The sequence below is a fragment of the Jiangella rhizosphaerae genome, from assembly GCF_003579925.1.
Lineage (GTDB): Bacteria > Actinomycetota > Actinomycetes > Jiangellales > Jiangellaceae > Jiangella > Jiangella rhizosphaerae.
Genome location: NZ_QUAL01000123.1, coordinates 1 through 15,648, shown reverse-complemented (window position 1 = coordinate 15,648; position 15,648 = coordinate 1). Strand labels below are relative to the sequence as shown.

The 15,648-nt window shown below is 71.1% G+C and carries 16 protein-coding genes; 9 read left to right on the top strand and 7 right to left on the bottom strand.

Features of this window, described 5'->3' with window-relative positions; all coding sequences use genetic code 11:
• Positions 1 to 139: 139 nt before the first annotated feature.
• A complete protein-coding gene (locus DY240_RS12700; protein ID WP_147375303.1) occupies positions 140 to 715 on the bottom strand; it encodes a hypothetical protein in 576 nt (191 codons plus the stop codon).
• A 232-nt stretch (positions 716 to 947) separates the two neighbouring features.
• Between DY240_RS12700 and DY240_RS12695 the strand changes: the two genes are divergently transcribed.
• The 8 genes from DY240_RS12695 to DY240_RS12660 all read left to right on the top strand — a co-directional run bounded on the left by DY240_RS12695 (position 948) and on the right by DY240_RS12660 (position 8,058).
• Positions 948 to 2,078 carry a glycosyltransferase family 4 protein gene (locus DY240_RS12695; RefSeq protein WP_119660247.1) on the top strand — a complete coding sequence of 377 codons (1,131 nt, stop codon included), beginning with the start codon at positions 948 to 950 and terminating at the stop codon, positions 2,076 to 2,078.
• A 174-nt stretch (positions 2,079 to 2,252) separates the two neighbouring features.
• Complete coding sequence (gene sdhC / locus DY240_RS12690) at positions 2,253 to 2,630, top strand: succinate dehydrogenase, cytochrome b556 subunit (RefSeq protein ID WP_119660246.1); 378 nt, start codon at positions 2,253 to 2,255, stop codon at positions 2,628 to 2,630.
• A 5-nt stretch (positions 2,631 to 2,635) separates the two neighbouring features.
• Positions 2,636 to 3,079: a succinate dehydrogenase hydrophobic membrane anchor subunit gene (locus DY240_RS12685; RefSeq protein WP_119660245.1), complete on the top strand. Its 444-nt coding sequence runs from the start codon at positions 2,636 to 2,638 to the stop codon at positions 3,077 to 3,079.
• A 28-nt stretch (positions 3,080 to 3,107) separates the two neighbouring features.
• On the top strand, positions 3,108 to 4,853 hold the full coding sequence (gene sdhA / locus DY240_RS12680; protein WP_119660244.1) for a succinate dehydrogenase flavoprotein subunit: 1,746 nt from the start codon (positions 3,108 to 3,110) through the stop codon (positions 4,851 to 4,853).
• Positions 4,853 to 5,602 (top strand): succinate dehydrogenase iron-sulfur subunit, encoded by a 750-nt coding sequence (locus tag DY240_RS12675; RefSeq protein ID WP_119660243.1) that lies wholly within the window; start codon positions 4,853 to 4,855, stop codon positions 5,600 to 5,602. The genes sdhA and DY240_RS12675 overlap by 1 nt, the downstream gene beginning before the upstream one ends.
• A 381-nt stretch (positions 5,603 to 5,983) precedes the next feature.
• Positions 5,984 to 6,754: a type IV toxin-antitoxin system AbiEi family antitoxin gene (locus tag DY240_RS12670; RefSeq protein WP_119660242.1), complete on the top strand. Its 771-nt coding sequence runs from the start codon at positions 5,984 to 5,986 to the stop codon at positions 6,752 to 6,754.
• A 222-nt stretch (positions 6,755 to 6,976) separates the two neighbouring features.
• Positions 6,977 to 7,318 (top strand): PadR family transcriptional regulator, encoded by a 342-nt coding sequence (locus tag DY240_RS12665; RefSeq protein WP_119660241.1) that lies wholly within the window; start codon positions 6,977 to 6,979, stop codon positions 7,316 to 7,318.
• Between the two features lie 5 nt (positions 7,319 to 7,323).
• A complete protein-coding gene (locus tag DY240_RS12660; RefSeq protein WP_147375302.1) occupies positions 7,324 to 8,058 on the top strand; it encodes an HAAS signaling domain-containing protein in 735 nt (244 codons plus the stop codon).
• On the opposite strand, the gene pcrA is transcribed toward DY240_RS12660, so the two are convergent.
• Positions 8,034 to 10,346, bottom strand: coding sequence for a DNA helicase PcrA (gene pcrA, locus DY240_RS12655; RefSeq protein ID WP_119660239.1), 2,313 nt, complete (start codon positions 10,344 to 10,346; stop codon positions 8,034 to 8,036). The genes DY240_RS12660 and pcrA overlap by 25 nt on opposite strands.
• Before the next feature lie 208 nt (positions 10,347 to 10,554).
• Between pcrA and DY240_RS12650 the strand changes: the two genes are divergently transcribed.
• Complete coding sequence (locus DY240_RS12650; protein ID WP_199701399.1) at positions 10,555 to 11,253, top strand: YwaF family protein; 699 nt, start codon at positions 10,555 to 10,557, stop codon at positions 11,251 to 11,253.
• Here DY240_RS12650 and DY240_RS12645 read toward each other — a convergent pair.
• The 5 genes from DY240_RS12645 to DY240_RS12625 all read right to left on the bottom strand — a co-directional run.
• On the bottom strand, positions 11,171 to 12,100 hold the full coding sequence (locus DY240_RS12645; protein WP_119660238.1) for a hypothetical protein: 930 nt from the start codon (positions 12,098 to 12,100) through the stop codon (positions 11,171 to 11,173). The genes DY240_RS12650 and DY240_RS12645 overlap by 83 nt on opposite strands.
• A 26-nt stretch (positions 12,101 to 12,126) precedes the next feature.
• A complete protein-coding gene (locus tag DY240_RS12640; RefSeq protein ID WP_119660237.1) occupies positions 12,127 to 12,549 on the bottom strand; it encodes a peptidase inhibitor family I36 protein in 423 nt (140 codons plus the stop codon).
• An 86-nt stretch (positions 12,550 to 12,635) separates the two neighbouring features.
• Complete coding sequence (locus DY240_RS12635) at positions 12,636 to 12,992, bottom strand: hypothetical protein (RefSeq protein WP_119660260.1); 357 nt, start codon at positions 12,990 to 12,992, stop codon at positions 12,636 to 12,638.
• Between the two features lie 651 nt (positions 12,993 to 13,643).
• Positions 13,644 to 14,327, bottom strand: coding sequence for a response regulator transcription factor (locus DY240_RS12630; RefSeq protein WP_325049285.1), 684 nt, complete (start codon positions 14,325 to 14,327; stop codon positions 13,644 to 13,646).
• Positions 14,324 to 15,648 (bottom strand): ATP-binding protein (locus tag DY240_RS12625; protein ID WP_147375301.1); only part of this gene is annotated, 1,325 nt, incomplete at its 5' end. The genes DY240_RS12630 and DY240_RS12625, both read right to left, overlap by 4 nt.

Below are 15,648 nucleotides of genomic sequence, written 5' to 3'. Positions count from 1 at the left end.
TCCACACAGGCCGGGACCGCCCGGGGCGGGGACTTCTCTCCAGGCATGTTGACGCTGAGGCCAACAGTTGGCCTGATCGTCAACACCCGCGAACACAGCATCCCCACCCAGCGGGCGGGGGCTCCGCGAGCGGCCACGCTCAGCCGAGCGGGTGCACCGTCGTCTCGTCGTCGGCCTCGACGACGAGGAAGCGCTCACCCCGGCCGACCCGACGGCCCAGGGGCAGCCGCTGGCGGCCGCGGTCGAGCGGGCCGGTGTAGACGTCGGTCTCGTGCACACGGTAGAGCGGGTCGAGCCGGTGCAGGGTGACGTCCAGGTGGGCGGGCCGGCGCAGCACCAGCACGATGCTGTTGTCGCCGGACTCGTAGGCGGCGGCGCCGACGATGCGGGTGTCGCGGTTGGGCGCCGTGACGACCTCGCGGATCTGCGCCACGATGATCGACGGGATCGGCGCGAGACCGTCGACGACCCGCAGCGTGGGGTTCTGGGCCTTGAGCGACGAGATCATCCGCTCGCGTTTCGGGCCGGTGACCGCCCGGCCGAGCGCCAGGATGTCGATGCTGGAACCGTCGACGCCGGAGCGGACCCGCTCGGCATCGGTCTCCTCGCGGACCACCATGCCCGCTTCGCGCAACGCCCGGCCCAGTTCGTCGAGGACGCGTACCCGCTTGCCCACGAGCAGCACCCGTGCAGGTGTTCCGATGTCGACCGTCACTCGCTACTCCCCAGTCGCCTGGCAGTACCGAGACACCCGAGCCCCATCGGGCCCGTAGGCGCACCCGTAGTATCGATCTTGCTGGCTGTGATCACTCAGCGTCACCATGCGTCTCTCATAGTGAGAACCTTGCGTCTCGAAGGGTCGAACGAGGCGAGCCGACGCCAGAGCGTCGACCGCCGTTCATGCGGCCATCCCCGTCGCGCCATCAGGCGCCCGCATGGTTGCGGGCATGAGGGTAGCGATCGTCGCTGAGTCGTTCCTCCCCCAGATCAACGGCGTCACGAACTCGGTCTGCCGTGTCGTGGAGCATCTCACGCGACGCGGCCACACCGGCCTCGTGATCGCCCCCGGCGAGGGCGTGTCGGAGTACGACGGCCACCAGGTGCTGCGGGTGCCGTCGTTCGCGCTGCCGGGCAACGACGACAGCATCGTCGGGATCTCCACCCGGCGGCGCATCAGCCGGATCCTGCGCGACTTCGAGCCCGACGTCGTGCACCTGGCGGCACCGGTGTGGCTGGGCCGGGCCGGCATGAACGCGGCCACGCGGCTGGGGCTGCCGACGGTCGCCGTCTACCAGACCGACCTCGCCGGGTTCGCGCGCGGCTACCGGCTCTGGCGCACCATCGGCGACGACGCCATCTGGTCCTGGATGCGCCGGATCCACGAGCAGGCCGACCTCACGCTCGCACCGTCGACGGCGAGCCTGCGCCAGCTGGCCACGCACGGGTTCCCGCGGCTGGCCCGCTGGGGCCGCGGCGTCGACCTCGTCCGCTTCCACCCGGCCCACCGCGACGACGAGCTGCGCCGCGAGCTGGCGCCGAACGGCGAGGTGATCGTCGGCTACATCGGGCGGCTGGCGCCGGAGAAGCACGTCGCCTCGCTCACCGCGCTGGCGGGGCTGCCGGGCGTCAGGCTGGCCATCGTCGGCGGAGGGCCGAGCGAGCAGGCGCTGCGGGCCGCGCTGCCCGACGCCGCGTTCCTCGGCTTCCGCACCGGCCAGGCACTGTCCAAGGCCTACGCCAGCCTCGACGTGTTCGTGCACACCGGCCCGGCCGAGACGTTCTGCCAGGCGGTCCAGGAGGCGCTGGCCTCCGGCGTCCCCGTCGTCGCGCCGAACGCGGGCGGCCCGACCGACCTCGTCGACCACGGGTGGTCCGGCTACCTCGTCGACACCGGCGACGGCGACCAGCTGCGGGCCGCGGTGGGACGCATCGCCGCCGACCCGGTCCGGCGGGTCCGGATGGCGGCCGCCGCGCGCGAGTCGGTGTACGGGCGGTCGTGGGAGGCGATCTGCGACCAGCTCCTCGAGCACTACTCGACGGCGATCGCCCGCAAGCGGCAGGCGGCCCCCGCGGCGTAGGATCTTCGGCTACTTAGGGTAGCCTCAGTGAGCGATGTCACGGCTTGAACAGCGCCCTGAACAGGTTAGACGTGAGATTTGCCACGGACCTGACCGCGGCGGCAGGGCTAGCATGAACGGCGGCCGGGCGCGGACGTCCGGCCATCCCCGTCGCAATCGGAAGGCAGCACGTTCGTGCCCAAGGCGCCTGCTGGCACGCTCTATCGCGGCCGTGAAGGCATGTGGTCGTGGGTGGCCCACCGGGTCACCGGCATCGGCATCTTCTTCTTCCTCTTCGCGCACGTCCTCGACACCGCGCTCGTCAGGGTGTCGCCGGAGGCGTACAACGAGGTGATCGACACCTACAAGAACCCGATCGTCGGGCTCCTGGAGGTGGGGCTGGTCGCCGCCGTGGTGTTCCACGCGTTCAACGGCCTGCGCATCGTGCTCGTGGACTTCTGGTCGAAGGGGCCGCGCTACCAGAAGCACATGTTCGCCACCGTCCTGGTCCTCTGGGTGGTGCTGATGGTGCCGTTCACGATCCGCCACCTCTCCCACGTGTTCGGGGGCTGACGCCGATGACGACGACGATTCCCGCCCCGCGGACGCCGCGCCGGCTGCGCGGCCGCACCAACACCGAGCTGTACGCGTGGATGTTCATGCGCGCGTCCGGCGTGCTGCTGGTCATCCTGATCTTCACGCATCTGTTCGTGAACCTCATGACCGGCGACGGCATCAACGCGCTCGACTTCGGCTTCGTGGCCGGCAAGTGGGCCGATCCGGTCTGGCAGGTCTGGGATCTGCTGATGCTGTGGCTGGCGATGCTGCACGGCACCAACGGGCTGCGCACCGTCATCAACGACTACGCCGAGCGCGACCAGCTGCGGCTGTGGCTGAAGGTCGGCCTCTACACGGCCACCACCATCACCATCGTGCTCGGGACGCTGGTGATCTTCACGTTCGACCCGTGCCCGCCGGACGCGGCCGCCGACCTGCTGCCGTCGTTCTGCCCGGTGCCGTAGAGCCTGTTCCCTGGAGAGGCAGTTCCCCATGCAGACCCATCAGTACGACGTGGTGATCGTCGGCGCCGGCGGCGCCGGGATGCGCGCGGCGCTCGAGGCCGGCCAGCGGGTCCGCACCGCCGTGCTGACCAAGCTCTACCCGACCCGGTCGCACACCGGCGCGGCCCAGGGCGGCATGTGCGCCGCGCTGGCCAACGTCGAGGAGGACAACTGGGAGTGGCACACCTTCGACACCGTCAAGGGCGGTGACTTCCTGGTCGACCAGGACGCCGCCGAGGTGATGGCGAAGGAGGCCATCGACGCCGTCCTCGACCTGGAGAAGATGGGCCTGCCGTTCAACCGCACGCCCGACGGCCTCATCGACCAGCGCCGCTTCGGCGGGCACACCCGCAAGCACGGCGAGGCCGCCGTCCGCCGGTCGTGCTACGCCGCCGACCGCACCGGCCACATGATCCTCCAGACGCTCTACCAGCAGTGCATCAAGCGCGACGTCGAGTTCTTCAACGAGTTCTACGTGCTGGACCTGCTGTTCACCGAGGTCGACGGCGTGCGGCGCACGGCCGGCGTGGTGGCGTACGAGCTGGCCACCGGCGAGATCCACGTGTTCCGCGCGAAGTCCGTCGTGTTCGCCACCGGCGGCGCCGGCAAGGTGTACAAGACCACGTCCAACGCGCACACGCTCACCGGCGACGGCATGGCCATCGCGTTCCGGCGCGGGCTGCCGCTGGAGGACATGGAGTTCTTCCAGTTCCACCCGACGGGCCTCGCCGGCCTCGGCATCCTGCTCTCCGAGGCGGCCCGCGGCGAGGGCGCCATCCTGCGCAACAGCGAGGGCGAGCGGTTCATGGAGCGCTACGCCCCGACGCTGAAGGACCTCGCGCCGCGCGACGTCGTCGCCCGGGCCATGGCCAACGAGGTCCGCGAGGGCCGCGGCGCCGGCCCGAACAAGGACTACGTGCTGCTCGACCTCACCCACCTCGAGCCCGCGCACATCGACGCCAAGCTGCCCGACATCACCGAGTTCGCCCGCACCTACCTGGGCGTCGAGCCGTACACCGAGCCGGTGCCGGTCTTCCCGACCGCGCACTACGCGATGGGCGGCATGCCGACGACCATCGACGCCGAGGTGCTGGCCGACAACACCCACGTCGTGCCGGGCCTGTACGCCGCCGGCGAGGTGGCCTGCGTCAGCGTGCACGGCGCGAACCGGCTGGGCACGAACTCACTGCTGGACATCAACGTGTTCGGGCGGCGGGCCGGCATCGCGGCGGCGGAGTTCGCCGCCAAGGCGCCGTGGGTGGAGCTGCCGGATGCGCCGTCGGCCGACACCGAGGCCCTGCTCGAGGCCATCCGCGACCGCGCCGACGGCGAGCGGGTCGCCGTCCTGCGCCGCGAGCTGCAGGAGACGATGGACGCGAACGCGCAGGTCTTCCGGTCCGAGGCGACGCTGAAGCAGGCGCTGTCGGACATCCACGCGCTGAAGGCCCGCTACGCCAACGTGTCCGTGCAGGACAAGGGCCGCCGGTTCAACACCGACCTGCTCGAGGCCGTCGAGCTCGGCTTCCTGCTCGACCTCGCCGAGGTCATCGTCGTCGGCGCCCTGGAGCGCAAGGAGTCGCGCGGCGGCCACTTCCGCGAGGACTACCAGAACCGCGACGACGTCAACTACATGCGCCACACCATGGCGTACCGCTCCGATGAGGGCGACGGAGTCCGGCTGGACTTCAAGCCCGTCGTCGTCACCCGCTACCAGCCGATGGAGCGCAAGTTCTGATGACTGCTGTTGCCGAGGCGCCGGTCGCCGGCGCCGTCCCGTCCTTCCAGGTCACGATGCGGCTGCGCCGGTTCAACCCGGAGACCGACACCGAGCCGCGCTGGGAGGACCACACGGTCACCATGCACGGCACCGACCGGGTGCTCGACGCACTGCACAAGATCAAGTGGGAGATCGACGGATCGCTGACGTTCCGGCGGTCGTGCGCACACGGCATCTGCGGGTCCGACGCCATGCGCATCAACGGCCGCAACCGGCTGGCCTGCAAGACGCTGCTCAAGGACCTGCCGCTGGACAAGCCGATCACCGTCGAGCCGATCAAGGGCCTCGCGGTGCTCAAGGACCTCGTGGTCGACATGGACCCGTTCTTCGAGGCCTACAAGTCGATCATGCCGTTCCTCATCACGACCGGGAACGACCCGTCCCGCGAGCGCCGTCAGTCCCCCGAGGACCGCGCCCGCTACGACGACACCACGAAGTGCATCATGTGCGCCGCCTGCACGTCGTCGTGCCCGGTGTACTGGTCGGACGGGCAGTACTTCGGCCCGCAGGCCATCGTCGGCGCCCACCGGTTCATCTTCGACTCCCGCGACGAGGGAGCGGAGCAGCGCCTCGAGATCCTCAACGACCGCGACGGCGTGTGGCGCTGCCGCACGACCTTCAACTGTACGGACGCCTGCCCGCGCGGCATCGAGGTGACCAAGGCGATCCAGGAGGTCAAGCGGGCCCTCCTCTTCCGCCGCGTCTGACCGCTGCCACCCTCACCCCGCCCCCGCCCAGACCCCCACCCACCCTCGAAGTTGATCTTGGAGTAATGCCGGTATCAATTGGGCATTTCACCCAGCATTAGCGGCTTTACTCCAAGATCAACTTCGAGGGTGGGCGAGCTCGTTTTCCACAGGGGAAAGCAATCGGCGCGCTTGTCCACATTTCCGACGACCGCCGTGGCGACATGCCGTCGCTCCCAGCACGGTGGTTCGGTGCAGCCGCCGCAGGGACCACCGGGACGCCGTCCGCGTCCGGTCCCCCCATCGCTTCGCGGCGCCGCCTTCCGGCGAGGGCTCGCGACCAAGGCCGGGGTCAGCCGGCACCAGCTGAGCGGGCCGTCGTACCGGCGACTTCACCGCGCGGTGTACGTCGAGCGGGAACAGCCGGTGGACGGCGAGCAGGCGGTGCGAGCGGTGATGCTGGCACTGCCCGAGGAGGCCGCGCTGTACGGCGCCAGCGCGGCGGCCTGGTACGGACTGCCCGTCGAGGCGCCGGCGGACGTCCAGATCATCGTGCCACGGGGGACGGTGCCACGGCGCCGGCCGGGACTGGAGCCCCACGAAGGTCTGGGCTCCGACGACGCCATCGTGCATCGCGGCATACGCGTCACCACCCCCGAACGCACCTGGCTCGACCTGTCGGTGAGGCTCGATGACGCCGAACTCGTCGTCGTCGGCGATGCGATGGTGGCCCGCGGGTTGACGACCCCGCAGCGGCTGGTCGAGCGTGCCGACGCGGCCCGGCGGCGACGGGGCATCGTGCGGGCGCGATCCTTGGCGCGACTCGTTCGCGACCGGGTCGACTCGCCGCAGGAGACGCGGCTTCGGCTGATCCTGACCCACCACGGCGGCCTCCCCGAACCGGCGGTCAACCCGGCCGTCGCCGACGACCATGGCGGCTGGATCGGCCGGCCGGATCTCGCCTACGAGGACGCCAAGGTCGCCATCCAGTACGAGGGCGACGTTCACCGCACCAAAGCCAAGCGCTGGCGCGCCGACATCGCCCGCGACGAAGTGCTACGCGACCACGGCTGGGAGGTGGTGCGGGTGACCGCCGACGACCTCATCCACCGCTCGCGGCTGTGCGACCGCGTACGTCGCGCCATCGACCGCCAGCGCCGCCGTACCGGCTGACGCACACCTCATTCACGCCGTCCTCCCGTCAGCCCTACGCTCCCCTCGATGTTGATCTTGGAGTAGTGCCGGTATCTATCGGACATTTCACGCTGGGTTGGCGGCTTTACTCCAAGATCAACATCGAGGCGTGATGGTGGGTGGAGCGCCATGGACGGGGTGGCGGGCAGGGCCGCTGACGGGACGCGCCGCGATACGGCGGACCGTGGTAGGTTGTGTCGCATGGTACCTGGCGAGGGCCAGATCATGACCAACCTTCGGCGCGGCGCGCTGGAGTACTGCATCCTGGCCCTGATCCGCGACGGCGAGCGGTACGGGCTGGACCTCGCCCGCGAGCTGACCGACGGGGTGCTGATGGCCGGCGAGGGCACGCTGTACCCGCTGCTGTCGCGGCTGCGCAAGAGCGGGCTGGTGGCGTCGTCGTGGCGGGAGTCGGAGTCGGGGCCGCCGCGCCGCTACTACCGGCTGACACCCGACGGCCGGGCCGCGTTGGAGACGTTCGAGAAGACCTGGCAGCCGTTCCGCGACGCCGTCGACCGCGTCCTCGCCACGGGGCGAGGGTGACCGCCATGGAGGAGCCCATGCTGTCCGCCACCCAGCACCAGCGCGTCGACCGCTACCTGGCCGAGCTGGCCGGCGCGCTCGGCGGCCTGCCGGAGACCGAGCGGGCCGACGTCGTCGCCGGAATCCGCGAGCACATCGAGGCGGCGCTGGCCGGCCGGTCCCCCGTCACCGACGCGGACGTCGACGAGGTGCTGCGGGCGCTCGGCGACCCGCTCGCCATCGCGGCCGAGGCTACCGGTGCCGACGGTGTCAGCGGCGCCGCGGCCGGACCAGCGATCGGCGGGCGGCGAGACGCACCGGTGCTGAGCCGTGACTGGGTGCCGGCCTTCGTCGTGGTCGCCCTGCTGGCCGCGCCGTTGCTGCTGACCCTGCTCGCGACGGTCGGCGGCATCCTGCTGCTGCCCTTCGCCGTGCTGGCGGGCTGGGCCGCGCTCTGGCTGTCGCAGCTGTGGACGCCTCTGGAGAAGCTGGCCGGGACGTTCCTGCTGCCGGCTCTGAGCGTGCTGCTCTTCTTCGGGCTGTTCACGTCCGGCGCGTCCGAGGTGTGTAGCGGCGGAGTCAGGGAGGACGGCACCACCTACGAGTCGTGCACCACCGAGGGCGGCTGGCTGACGCCCGCCGTCTTCTGGGCCATCCTCATCGGGGTGGCGGCGGCGAGCGTCGCCACCGCCGTCGTCCTGTACCGGAACGGACGGCGGCGGGCGGCGGAGCTGGCTCAGAGCTTCTCGACCGGGGCGTAGCGCAGCAGCAGCGTCTTGAGCCCGGACTCGCCGAAGTCGACGGTGGCCTGGGCGTGCTCGCCCTGGCCGTTGGTCGCGACGACGGTGCCGAGGCCGAACGCGTCGTGGGTGACGCGGTCGCCGGGCGACAGCGAGATGACGGGCCGGTTGCCGGCGCCGGTGGACCGGCCGCTGACCGGCTGACGGCGCGGGGGCGGCGGCGTGTTCCACTTGACCTGGTCGGCCTCGGTGCGGCGCCAGTCGATGAGCTCGTCGGGGATCTCGGCGAGGAACCGCGACGCCGGGTTGTGCGCCGGCGACCCCCACGCGCTGCGCAGCAACGCCCGCGACAGGTACAGCCGCTCGCGCGCCCGGGTGATGCCGACGTAGGCGAGCCGGCGCTCCTCCTCGAGCTCTTGGGAGTTGCCACCCAGCGAGCGCTGGTGCGGGAAGACGCCGTCCTCGAGGCCGGTGAGGAACACCACGGGGAATTCCAGGCCCTTCGCGGTGTGCAGCGTCATCAGTGTGACCATGCCGTCGTGGTCGTCGCCCTCGGGGATCTCGTCGGCGTCGGCGACCAGGCTGACCTGCTCGAGGAACCCCGACAGCGAGCCGTCGAAGTCTTCGCTCGCCTCGTACTCGCCGGCGACGGCGACCAGCTCGCGGAGGTTGTCGAGGCGCGTCTCGTCCTGAGGGTCATCGGACTCGGACAGCTCGGCGACGTAGCCGGTGCGGTCGAGCGTCGCCTCGAGGATGGCGGCCGGCCCGACGCCGTCGTCGACCAGCGCTCGCAGCTCGTCGGTGAGCTCGACGAATCCCTCGATGGCGTTGACCGAGCGGGTGGCGATGCCGGGTGCGTCGGCCGCACGGCGCAGCGCCTGGAAGAACGTGGTGCGGTCGCGCTGGGCCAGCGCCTCGACCATGGCCTCGGCGCGGTCGCCGATGCCCCGCTTCGGGACGTTGAGGATGCGCCGCAGCGACACGGAGTCCTCGGGGTTGGCCAGGAACCGCAGGTACGCCAGCGCGTCGCGGATCTCGCGCCGCTCGTAGAACCGGGTGCCGCCGACGACGCGGTAGGGCAGGCCGACCCGGACGAAGATCTCTTCCAGCACGCGGGACTGGGCGTTGGTGCGGTAGAACACCGCGACGTCGCCGGTGCGGGCCAGCCCTTCGTCAGTGAGCCGGTCGATCTCGTCGGCGACGAACTGCGCCTCGGCGTGCTCGTCGTCGGCCACGTACCCGACGATCTTGGCGCCGTCGCCGCTGTCGCTCCACAGCCGCTTCGGCTTGCGGCCGGGGTTGCGGGCGATGACGGCGTTGGCCGCGGACAGGATGGTCTGCGTGGAGCGGTAGTTCTGCTCGAGCAGGATGACGCGGGTGTCGGGGTAGTCCTCTTCGAACTGCAGGATGTTGCGGATGGTCGCGCCGCGGAATGCGTAGATGGACTGGTCGGCGTCGCCCACCACGCACAGCTCGGCCGGCGGCACCGCGGGCTCGTCCTCGCCGGAGATGACGCCGGTGCCGACGAGCTCGCGCACCAGCACGTACTGGGCGTGGTTGGTGTCCTGGTACTCGTCGACCAGGATGTGCCGGAACCGCCGGCGGTAGTTCTCGGCGACGTCGGGGAACGCCTGCAGCAGGTGCACCGTCGTCATGATGAGGTCGTCGAAGTCGAACGCGTTGGCCTCGGTGAGGCGGCGCTGGTAGAGCTCGTACGCCTCGGCCACCATCTTCTCGTGGTGGGTGTCGGCGCGGGCCAGCGCGGTCTCGTAGTCGATGAGCTCGTTCTTGAAGTTGCTGACGGCGTAGCTGAACTGCCGCGGCTGGTAGCGGCGCGGGTCGAGGTCGAGCTCGCGGCAGACCATGGACATCAGCCGCTGGGAGTCGGCCTGGTCGTAGATGGAGAACGACGAGGTGTAGCCGAAGTGCTTGGCCTCGCGGCGCAGGATGCGCACGCACGCGGAGTGGAACGTGGAGACCCACATGATGTCGGAGCGCTTGCCGACGAGGTCGGCGACGCGCTCCTTCATCTCGCCGGCCGCCTTGTTGGTGAACGTGATGGCGAGGATGGAACCCGGGTGCGCGTTGCGCTCGCCCAGCAGGTAGGCGATGCGCCGCGTCAGCACCCGCGTCTTCCCCGACCCCGCCCCGGCGACGATGAGCAGCGGCGACCCCTGGTGGGTCACCGCCTCGCGCTGCGGCCCGTTGAGCCCGTCGAGCAGCGCTTCGGGGTCGCGGGACCGCCGCTTGACCGGCTTGCTCGGCGTGGCCGCCTCGGTCAGGGTGAGGTCGTCGAACAGGGCACTCATTGCCGGCGGGTCACACTCGCCTTCTCACTCGCTTGGCGCTGGCGCACCCAGCCTATGCCCGTCCGCCGACAGACTCCGACCGAACACGCTTACGAACGCCGCGGCGGTCGGATGCTCCCGCGCATGACCTCGCGCCGGACGGGAACCGATCAGGGTGGGAGCGGTGGCGATGCCCGGCGATACCTTCACGCCGTACGGTCCGTCCCACGTGGCCGTGCTGGTCGTGCTGGCCGCTCTGGCCTGGTGGCTGGTGCGGCGGGGACGCGCGGCCCGCGGCACCCGCGCGGCGGATCGGCTCGCGACCGGGTTCGCGGTGGTCTTCCTGGCGCTGACGCTGCCGCTGCAGGTGTACTTCAACCTGCCCGGCCGGTTCGACGTGGGCCTGTCGTTGCCGATCCAGCTGTGCGACCTCGCCTGGCTGGCGGCGATCCACGCGCTGCTGACCCGCCGGCGCTGGTCGGCCGCGCTGACGTACTACTGGGGCCTCACCCTCAGCATCCAGCCGATCCTCACCCCCGACCTCGACGCGGAGTTCCCCGACCCAGCGTTCGTCCTCTACTGGTCGATGCACGGCGGGACCGTGGTGGCGGCGCTCTTCCTGACGTGGGGGCTGGGGATCCGGCCGGGCTGGGACTCGTACCGGGTCGCGGTGGCGGCGACGGCGGCCTGGGCGGTGACGGTGTACGCGTTCAACGTGGCGGCCGGCACGAACTACGGCTTCCTCAACGCCAAACCCGACTCGGCGTCGCTGCTGGACCTGTTCGGCCCCTGGCCGTGGTACGTGGTGGTCGAGACGGTGCTCGTCGCCGCGGTGTGGGCCCTGCTCACCTGGCCGTGGACGCGGCCGACACCTGGGCGTCGAGCAGTGCGCGGTACGCATCCAGCTCCGCTCGGCTGGCCGCAATGAGCCGCGACTGGTGGCCGGCCTCGACGGCGGACCACACCGCGATGAGCCCGGTGGACTCCTTGCAGGCGACGTCGGCGACGGCGGTGGCGATCTCCTCGGGACCGGCGACGTCGGACGTCCACCAGCGGGGGTCGTCGTTGGCGTCCATGGGCGCGGCGTAGTCGTAGCCGGCCTCGGCCATGCACGCCGACCAGGCCGCGAACGCGTCGAGCACCCGGGGGTTGGCGAGCGCGGCGTGCCAGGCGTCGGACTGCACGGCGGACACCAGCTCCTGCCCTGCCCGCAGCGCCGCCTCATCGGCCACCGCGGTGGCGCGGGCCGCCGCGCCGAGGCAGCCGCCGTCGGGAATCCCCTCGCGCGCGGTGGGGACGCCGTCGGCCGTCGCCCCCACCAGGATCGCGAGCTCGGCGTCGGTGTGCGCCTCGTAGAACTCGCGCCGCACGTCGGTGGTGGACGGCGGGTGGTAGCCGTGCGCCGCGGCGACCTCGGGGTCGGCGACGGCGTAGCGGCGGTCGTGGCGGCCCGCCGCGGCGGAGGCCGACTCGGCGGCGGTGCCGAACGGCAGCGGATCGACGGCCGCGGCGTCGAGGCCCAGCGACGTGGCGCAGTGGCGCACGTGCGCCTCGGCAGCCCGCGCGAGGACGTGGTCCTCGGCGGCGGTGAGCGCGTACGCGTCGAGCGGCAGCGTCAGCACGGTCTCCGCCGGCCGCACCGGCTCGGCACCGGCGACCGCGGCCGCTCCGCCCGACGACTCGACGGCGACGTCGGCGGGCGCGGCGGCGCAGCCGGCGACGGCGATCGGGAGGGCGAGCAGAACGGCGGTACGGACGAGCACACGGGCGGTCATGCCACGGCCTTTCGCAGGGCCACCGGTCAGCCGCACACCAGGGGCTGCTGGTGGCACCAGTTGAACGATGCGTTGTCGTTGTACGTGTCGCCGAGATTCCGCGCGGACAGCGGCGGCACGTCGTCAGCCGGGCCAGCATAACCAGAATTGAAGTAGACGCGCGCGGTGAAATAGCCATCGCGATTGGCCGCCGACGCCGCGTTGTTCTTCACCGGGGTGCCCGCGCCCTTGCCCGAGCCGAGGAAGCGGTACGGCGCGAAATCGCTGACCCGGTAGCGGAAGTCGTGCAGTGCGCCGGACTGTCCGGAGTTGTAGTAGAGACACAACTCCAGGCCTTGGCACCCGCCGTCGTGCTCGACGGCGGACGCCGTCGCGGATGCGCCGGTGACCAGCACACTCGTCAAGATCGTCGCGGCCGCGGCGGCGGCCAGGCGCCGGATCGGCGTCACTCGCGGACCTCCCGGTCGGGGTCGACTGCCCCGCTACCCTAACCGACGCAGGGGTGTGCGGGAACCGGCCACTCCGGCCGCCGGGATCAGTTCCAGAAGACGGCGATCACGACATTCGCCGCGGACAGCCCGAACAGGGCGAAGAACAGTCCGTCGGCGATCGCCGTGCGTTTGCGGTTCGCGAAGGCCAGCGCCGTGATGATCAGCACGATGACCAGTTTCACGCCGATCTTCGCGTTGTCGACCTCCTTGTCGAGGGAGTCGATCCCGGAGGCCATGCCGACCATCGCCACGCCGGTGACGAGCTGCGTCAGCGCGCCGTGCAGCATCGCCATGTTCACGACGCGGCCACCCCGGGCACTCAGCTGGACCATGATCCCGCCGAGCAGGCTGGCCAGCCCGAAGAAGTGCAGCACGAGCACCAGGTCGTAGACGAACTCCATGATCACCCTTCCCGCGTCGAGGCGGGCAGCAGCCTACTACGTTGTGTCGTATTCCGGTGCGTCGGGGCCGTCAGGCGTTTGTGGCGTTGGCTCCGTCCCCCTGCTGCCCGATTGTCTTGGCCGCGCACGCGCGCCTCAAGTCCGCGGCCTCTGACTGTTCACTGCTCGCTGCGGGTGGGGGCCTTGGACTTGACCCGCGCGTGCGCGGCTAAGAACGGGCAGCTATCAGGGGGACGGGGGAAGAGTGGCGACGGGGCTGGGGCATTCGGCCCGGTTCCTGTGTGAGTTTGGTGTCGTGGAGCGTCCACCAGGTGAGATTTCACCGTGATTCGGGAGCCATCACGAGGATTACCCCAGCGTCAACACCCCTACAGTCATGGTGACGCTCACGGAATCCTCGTGATGTAGACGATCCTGGATGATCATCGCCATCCACAGCCCCGACAAACGGCGCGAAACGGGCACACCCCGCGTGAGGCGTGCCCACATCCTCCCCGTCCCCCTGATAGCTGCCCGTTCTTGGCCGCGCAGCCGCGGGTCAAGCGGATCCTCGTCGGCGCGAAGCGCCCAAATAGGTCCGCTTGAGGCGCGGTTGCGCGGCAAGAGAATGGGCAGCAGGGGGACGGGGAGCCCAGCCAACGTCGAGCCGGATCAGACCAGGCGTCGGTCAGTCGCCCACCGAGTCAGCTCGTACCGGTTGGACAACTGCAGCTTGCGCAGTACCGCTGACACGTGCGTCTCGACCGTCTTGACCGAGATGAACAGCTCTTTGGCGATCTCTTTGTACGCGTAGCCGCGGGCGATCAGGCGCAGCACCTCGCGTTCGCGCTGGGTGAGGCGGTCGAGGTCGTCGTCGACGGAGGGCGCCTCGGTGCCGGCGAACGCGTCGAGCACGAACCCGGCCAGCCGCGGCGAGAAGACGGCGTCGCCGTCGGCCACGCGGCCGATGGCCGACACGAGGTCGTCGCCGGTGATGGACTTGGTGACGTAGCCGCGGGCGCCGGCGCGGATGGTGCCGATGACGTCCTCGGCGGCGTCGGACACCGACAGCGCCAGGAACCGCACGCCCGGCTCCTTGGGGTGCACCTGGCGGATCACCTCGGCACCACCGCCGCCGGGCAGATGCACGTCGAGCAGCACGACCTCGGGTTTGGTGCGCAGCACCACCGCGACGGCCTCGGCGGTGTCGGCCGCCTCACCGACGACGTCGACGGACGGGGCCTGCGCGAGCTCGGCGCGGACGCCGGTGCGGAACATGGCGTGATCGTCGACGAGGACGACCGTCACCGGGCCGGCGTCGGCGGGCCTGGTCTCGTCTGGCTTGATCTCGCTCACGAGCTTCTCCTGGTCGACAGTCGGACTTCCGTGCCTTCGCCGGGCGCGGACCGGATGGTGGCCTCGCCTCCGTGCCGCTCCATGCGCCCGATGACCGAGCGTCGCACACCGAGCCGGTCCTCGGGGACGGAGTCCGGGTCGAACCCGGCGCCGCGGTCGCGGACGAACACCTCGACGCCGTCGCCGCCGGCTTCGACGAAGATGTCGATCTTGTCAGCGCCCGAGTGCTTGGCGGCGTTGACGGTGGCCTCGCGGGCGGCCTTGAGGACGGCCCGGGCGGCGTCGTCGATCTCGGTGTCGCCGACGGTGACGACCTCGACCGGCGTGCCGAAGGAGTCCTCGACCTCGGCGGCCATCTTCGTCAGGGCGGCGGCCAGCGACGACCCGTCGTCGACGAGGTCGCTGTAGAGCCAGGCACGCAGGTCGCGTTCCTGGCTGCGGGCCAGCCGGACGACGGCGCGGGGGTCGTGGGCCTGCTTCTGGATCAGCGCCAGCGTCTGCAGGACGGAGTCGTGCAGGTGGGAGGCCATGTCGGCGCGTTCCTGGGAGACGATGCGGGCGCGCCGCTCGCTCTCGAGGTTGCGCCACAGCTTCCACAGCCACGGTCCGGTGATCAGCCCGACGCCGACGAGGATGACCAGCACGCCGCCCAGCGCGTCCATCGTCGCGTCGAACTGGCCCTGGCCGACCAGGAACACCACCACGCCGGCCACGACGACGCCGGCGCCGGCGACCACCCGCATGGCGGCGATCCAGCCGCCCTTGCCGGTCAGCGCCGCGAGCCAGGGCAGCCGCGGCGAGATGGCCGACAGCCGGCTGCGCTCCTGCTCGTCGGCGGCACGCCAGACCAGGGTGAGGCCGGCGGCGGCCAGCAGCAGCGGGAAGAACACGGCCGGGCTGACGCCCAGCGGGGTCTGCTGGACCAGCAGCCAGACCCCGGCTCCGAGCACCACCAGCGCGGCCAGCTGGCCGAGGTCGCCGGTGCGCTGCGACAGCGTCCGGCGGCGGCGTTTGCCGGTGCGGGTGGCCGCGGCCAGGCCGGCCGGCGTGCGCGCCTCCTCGGCCTCGCGCGCGACCGTCTGGTCCAGCGGCGTGAAGATCCACAGCGCGAGGTAGAGCACCACACCGAACCCGGAGACCGCGCTGAGCAGGCTGAACGCGATGCGGACGGCGAGCGGCTGCACCTTGAACTGTGCGGCCAGCGCGACGGCGACACCGGCCACCATGCGGCCGTCGGAGTACCGGACGAACCGCGGCGGCGCGCCGGGGTCGTCGGCGGGGCCGGGGGTTCGGCCGCCGCCGCGGCCGGTGGGCGGCGGCT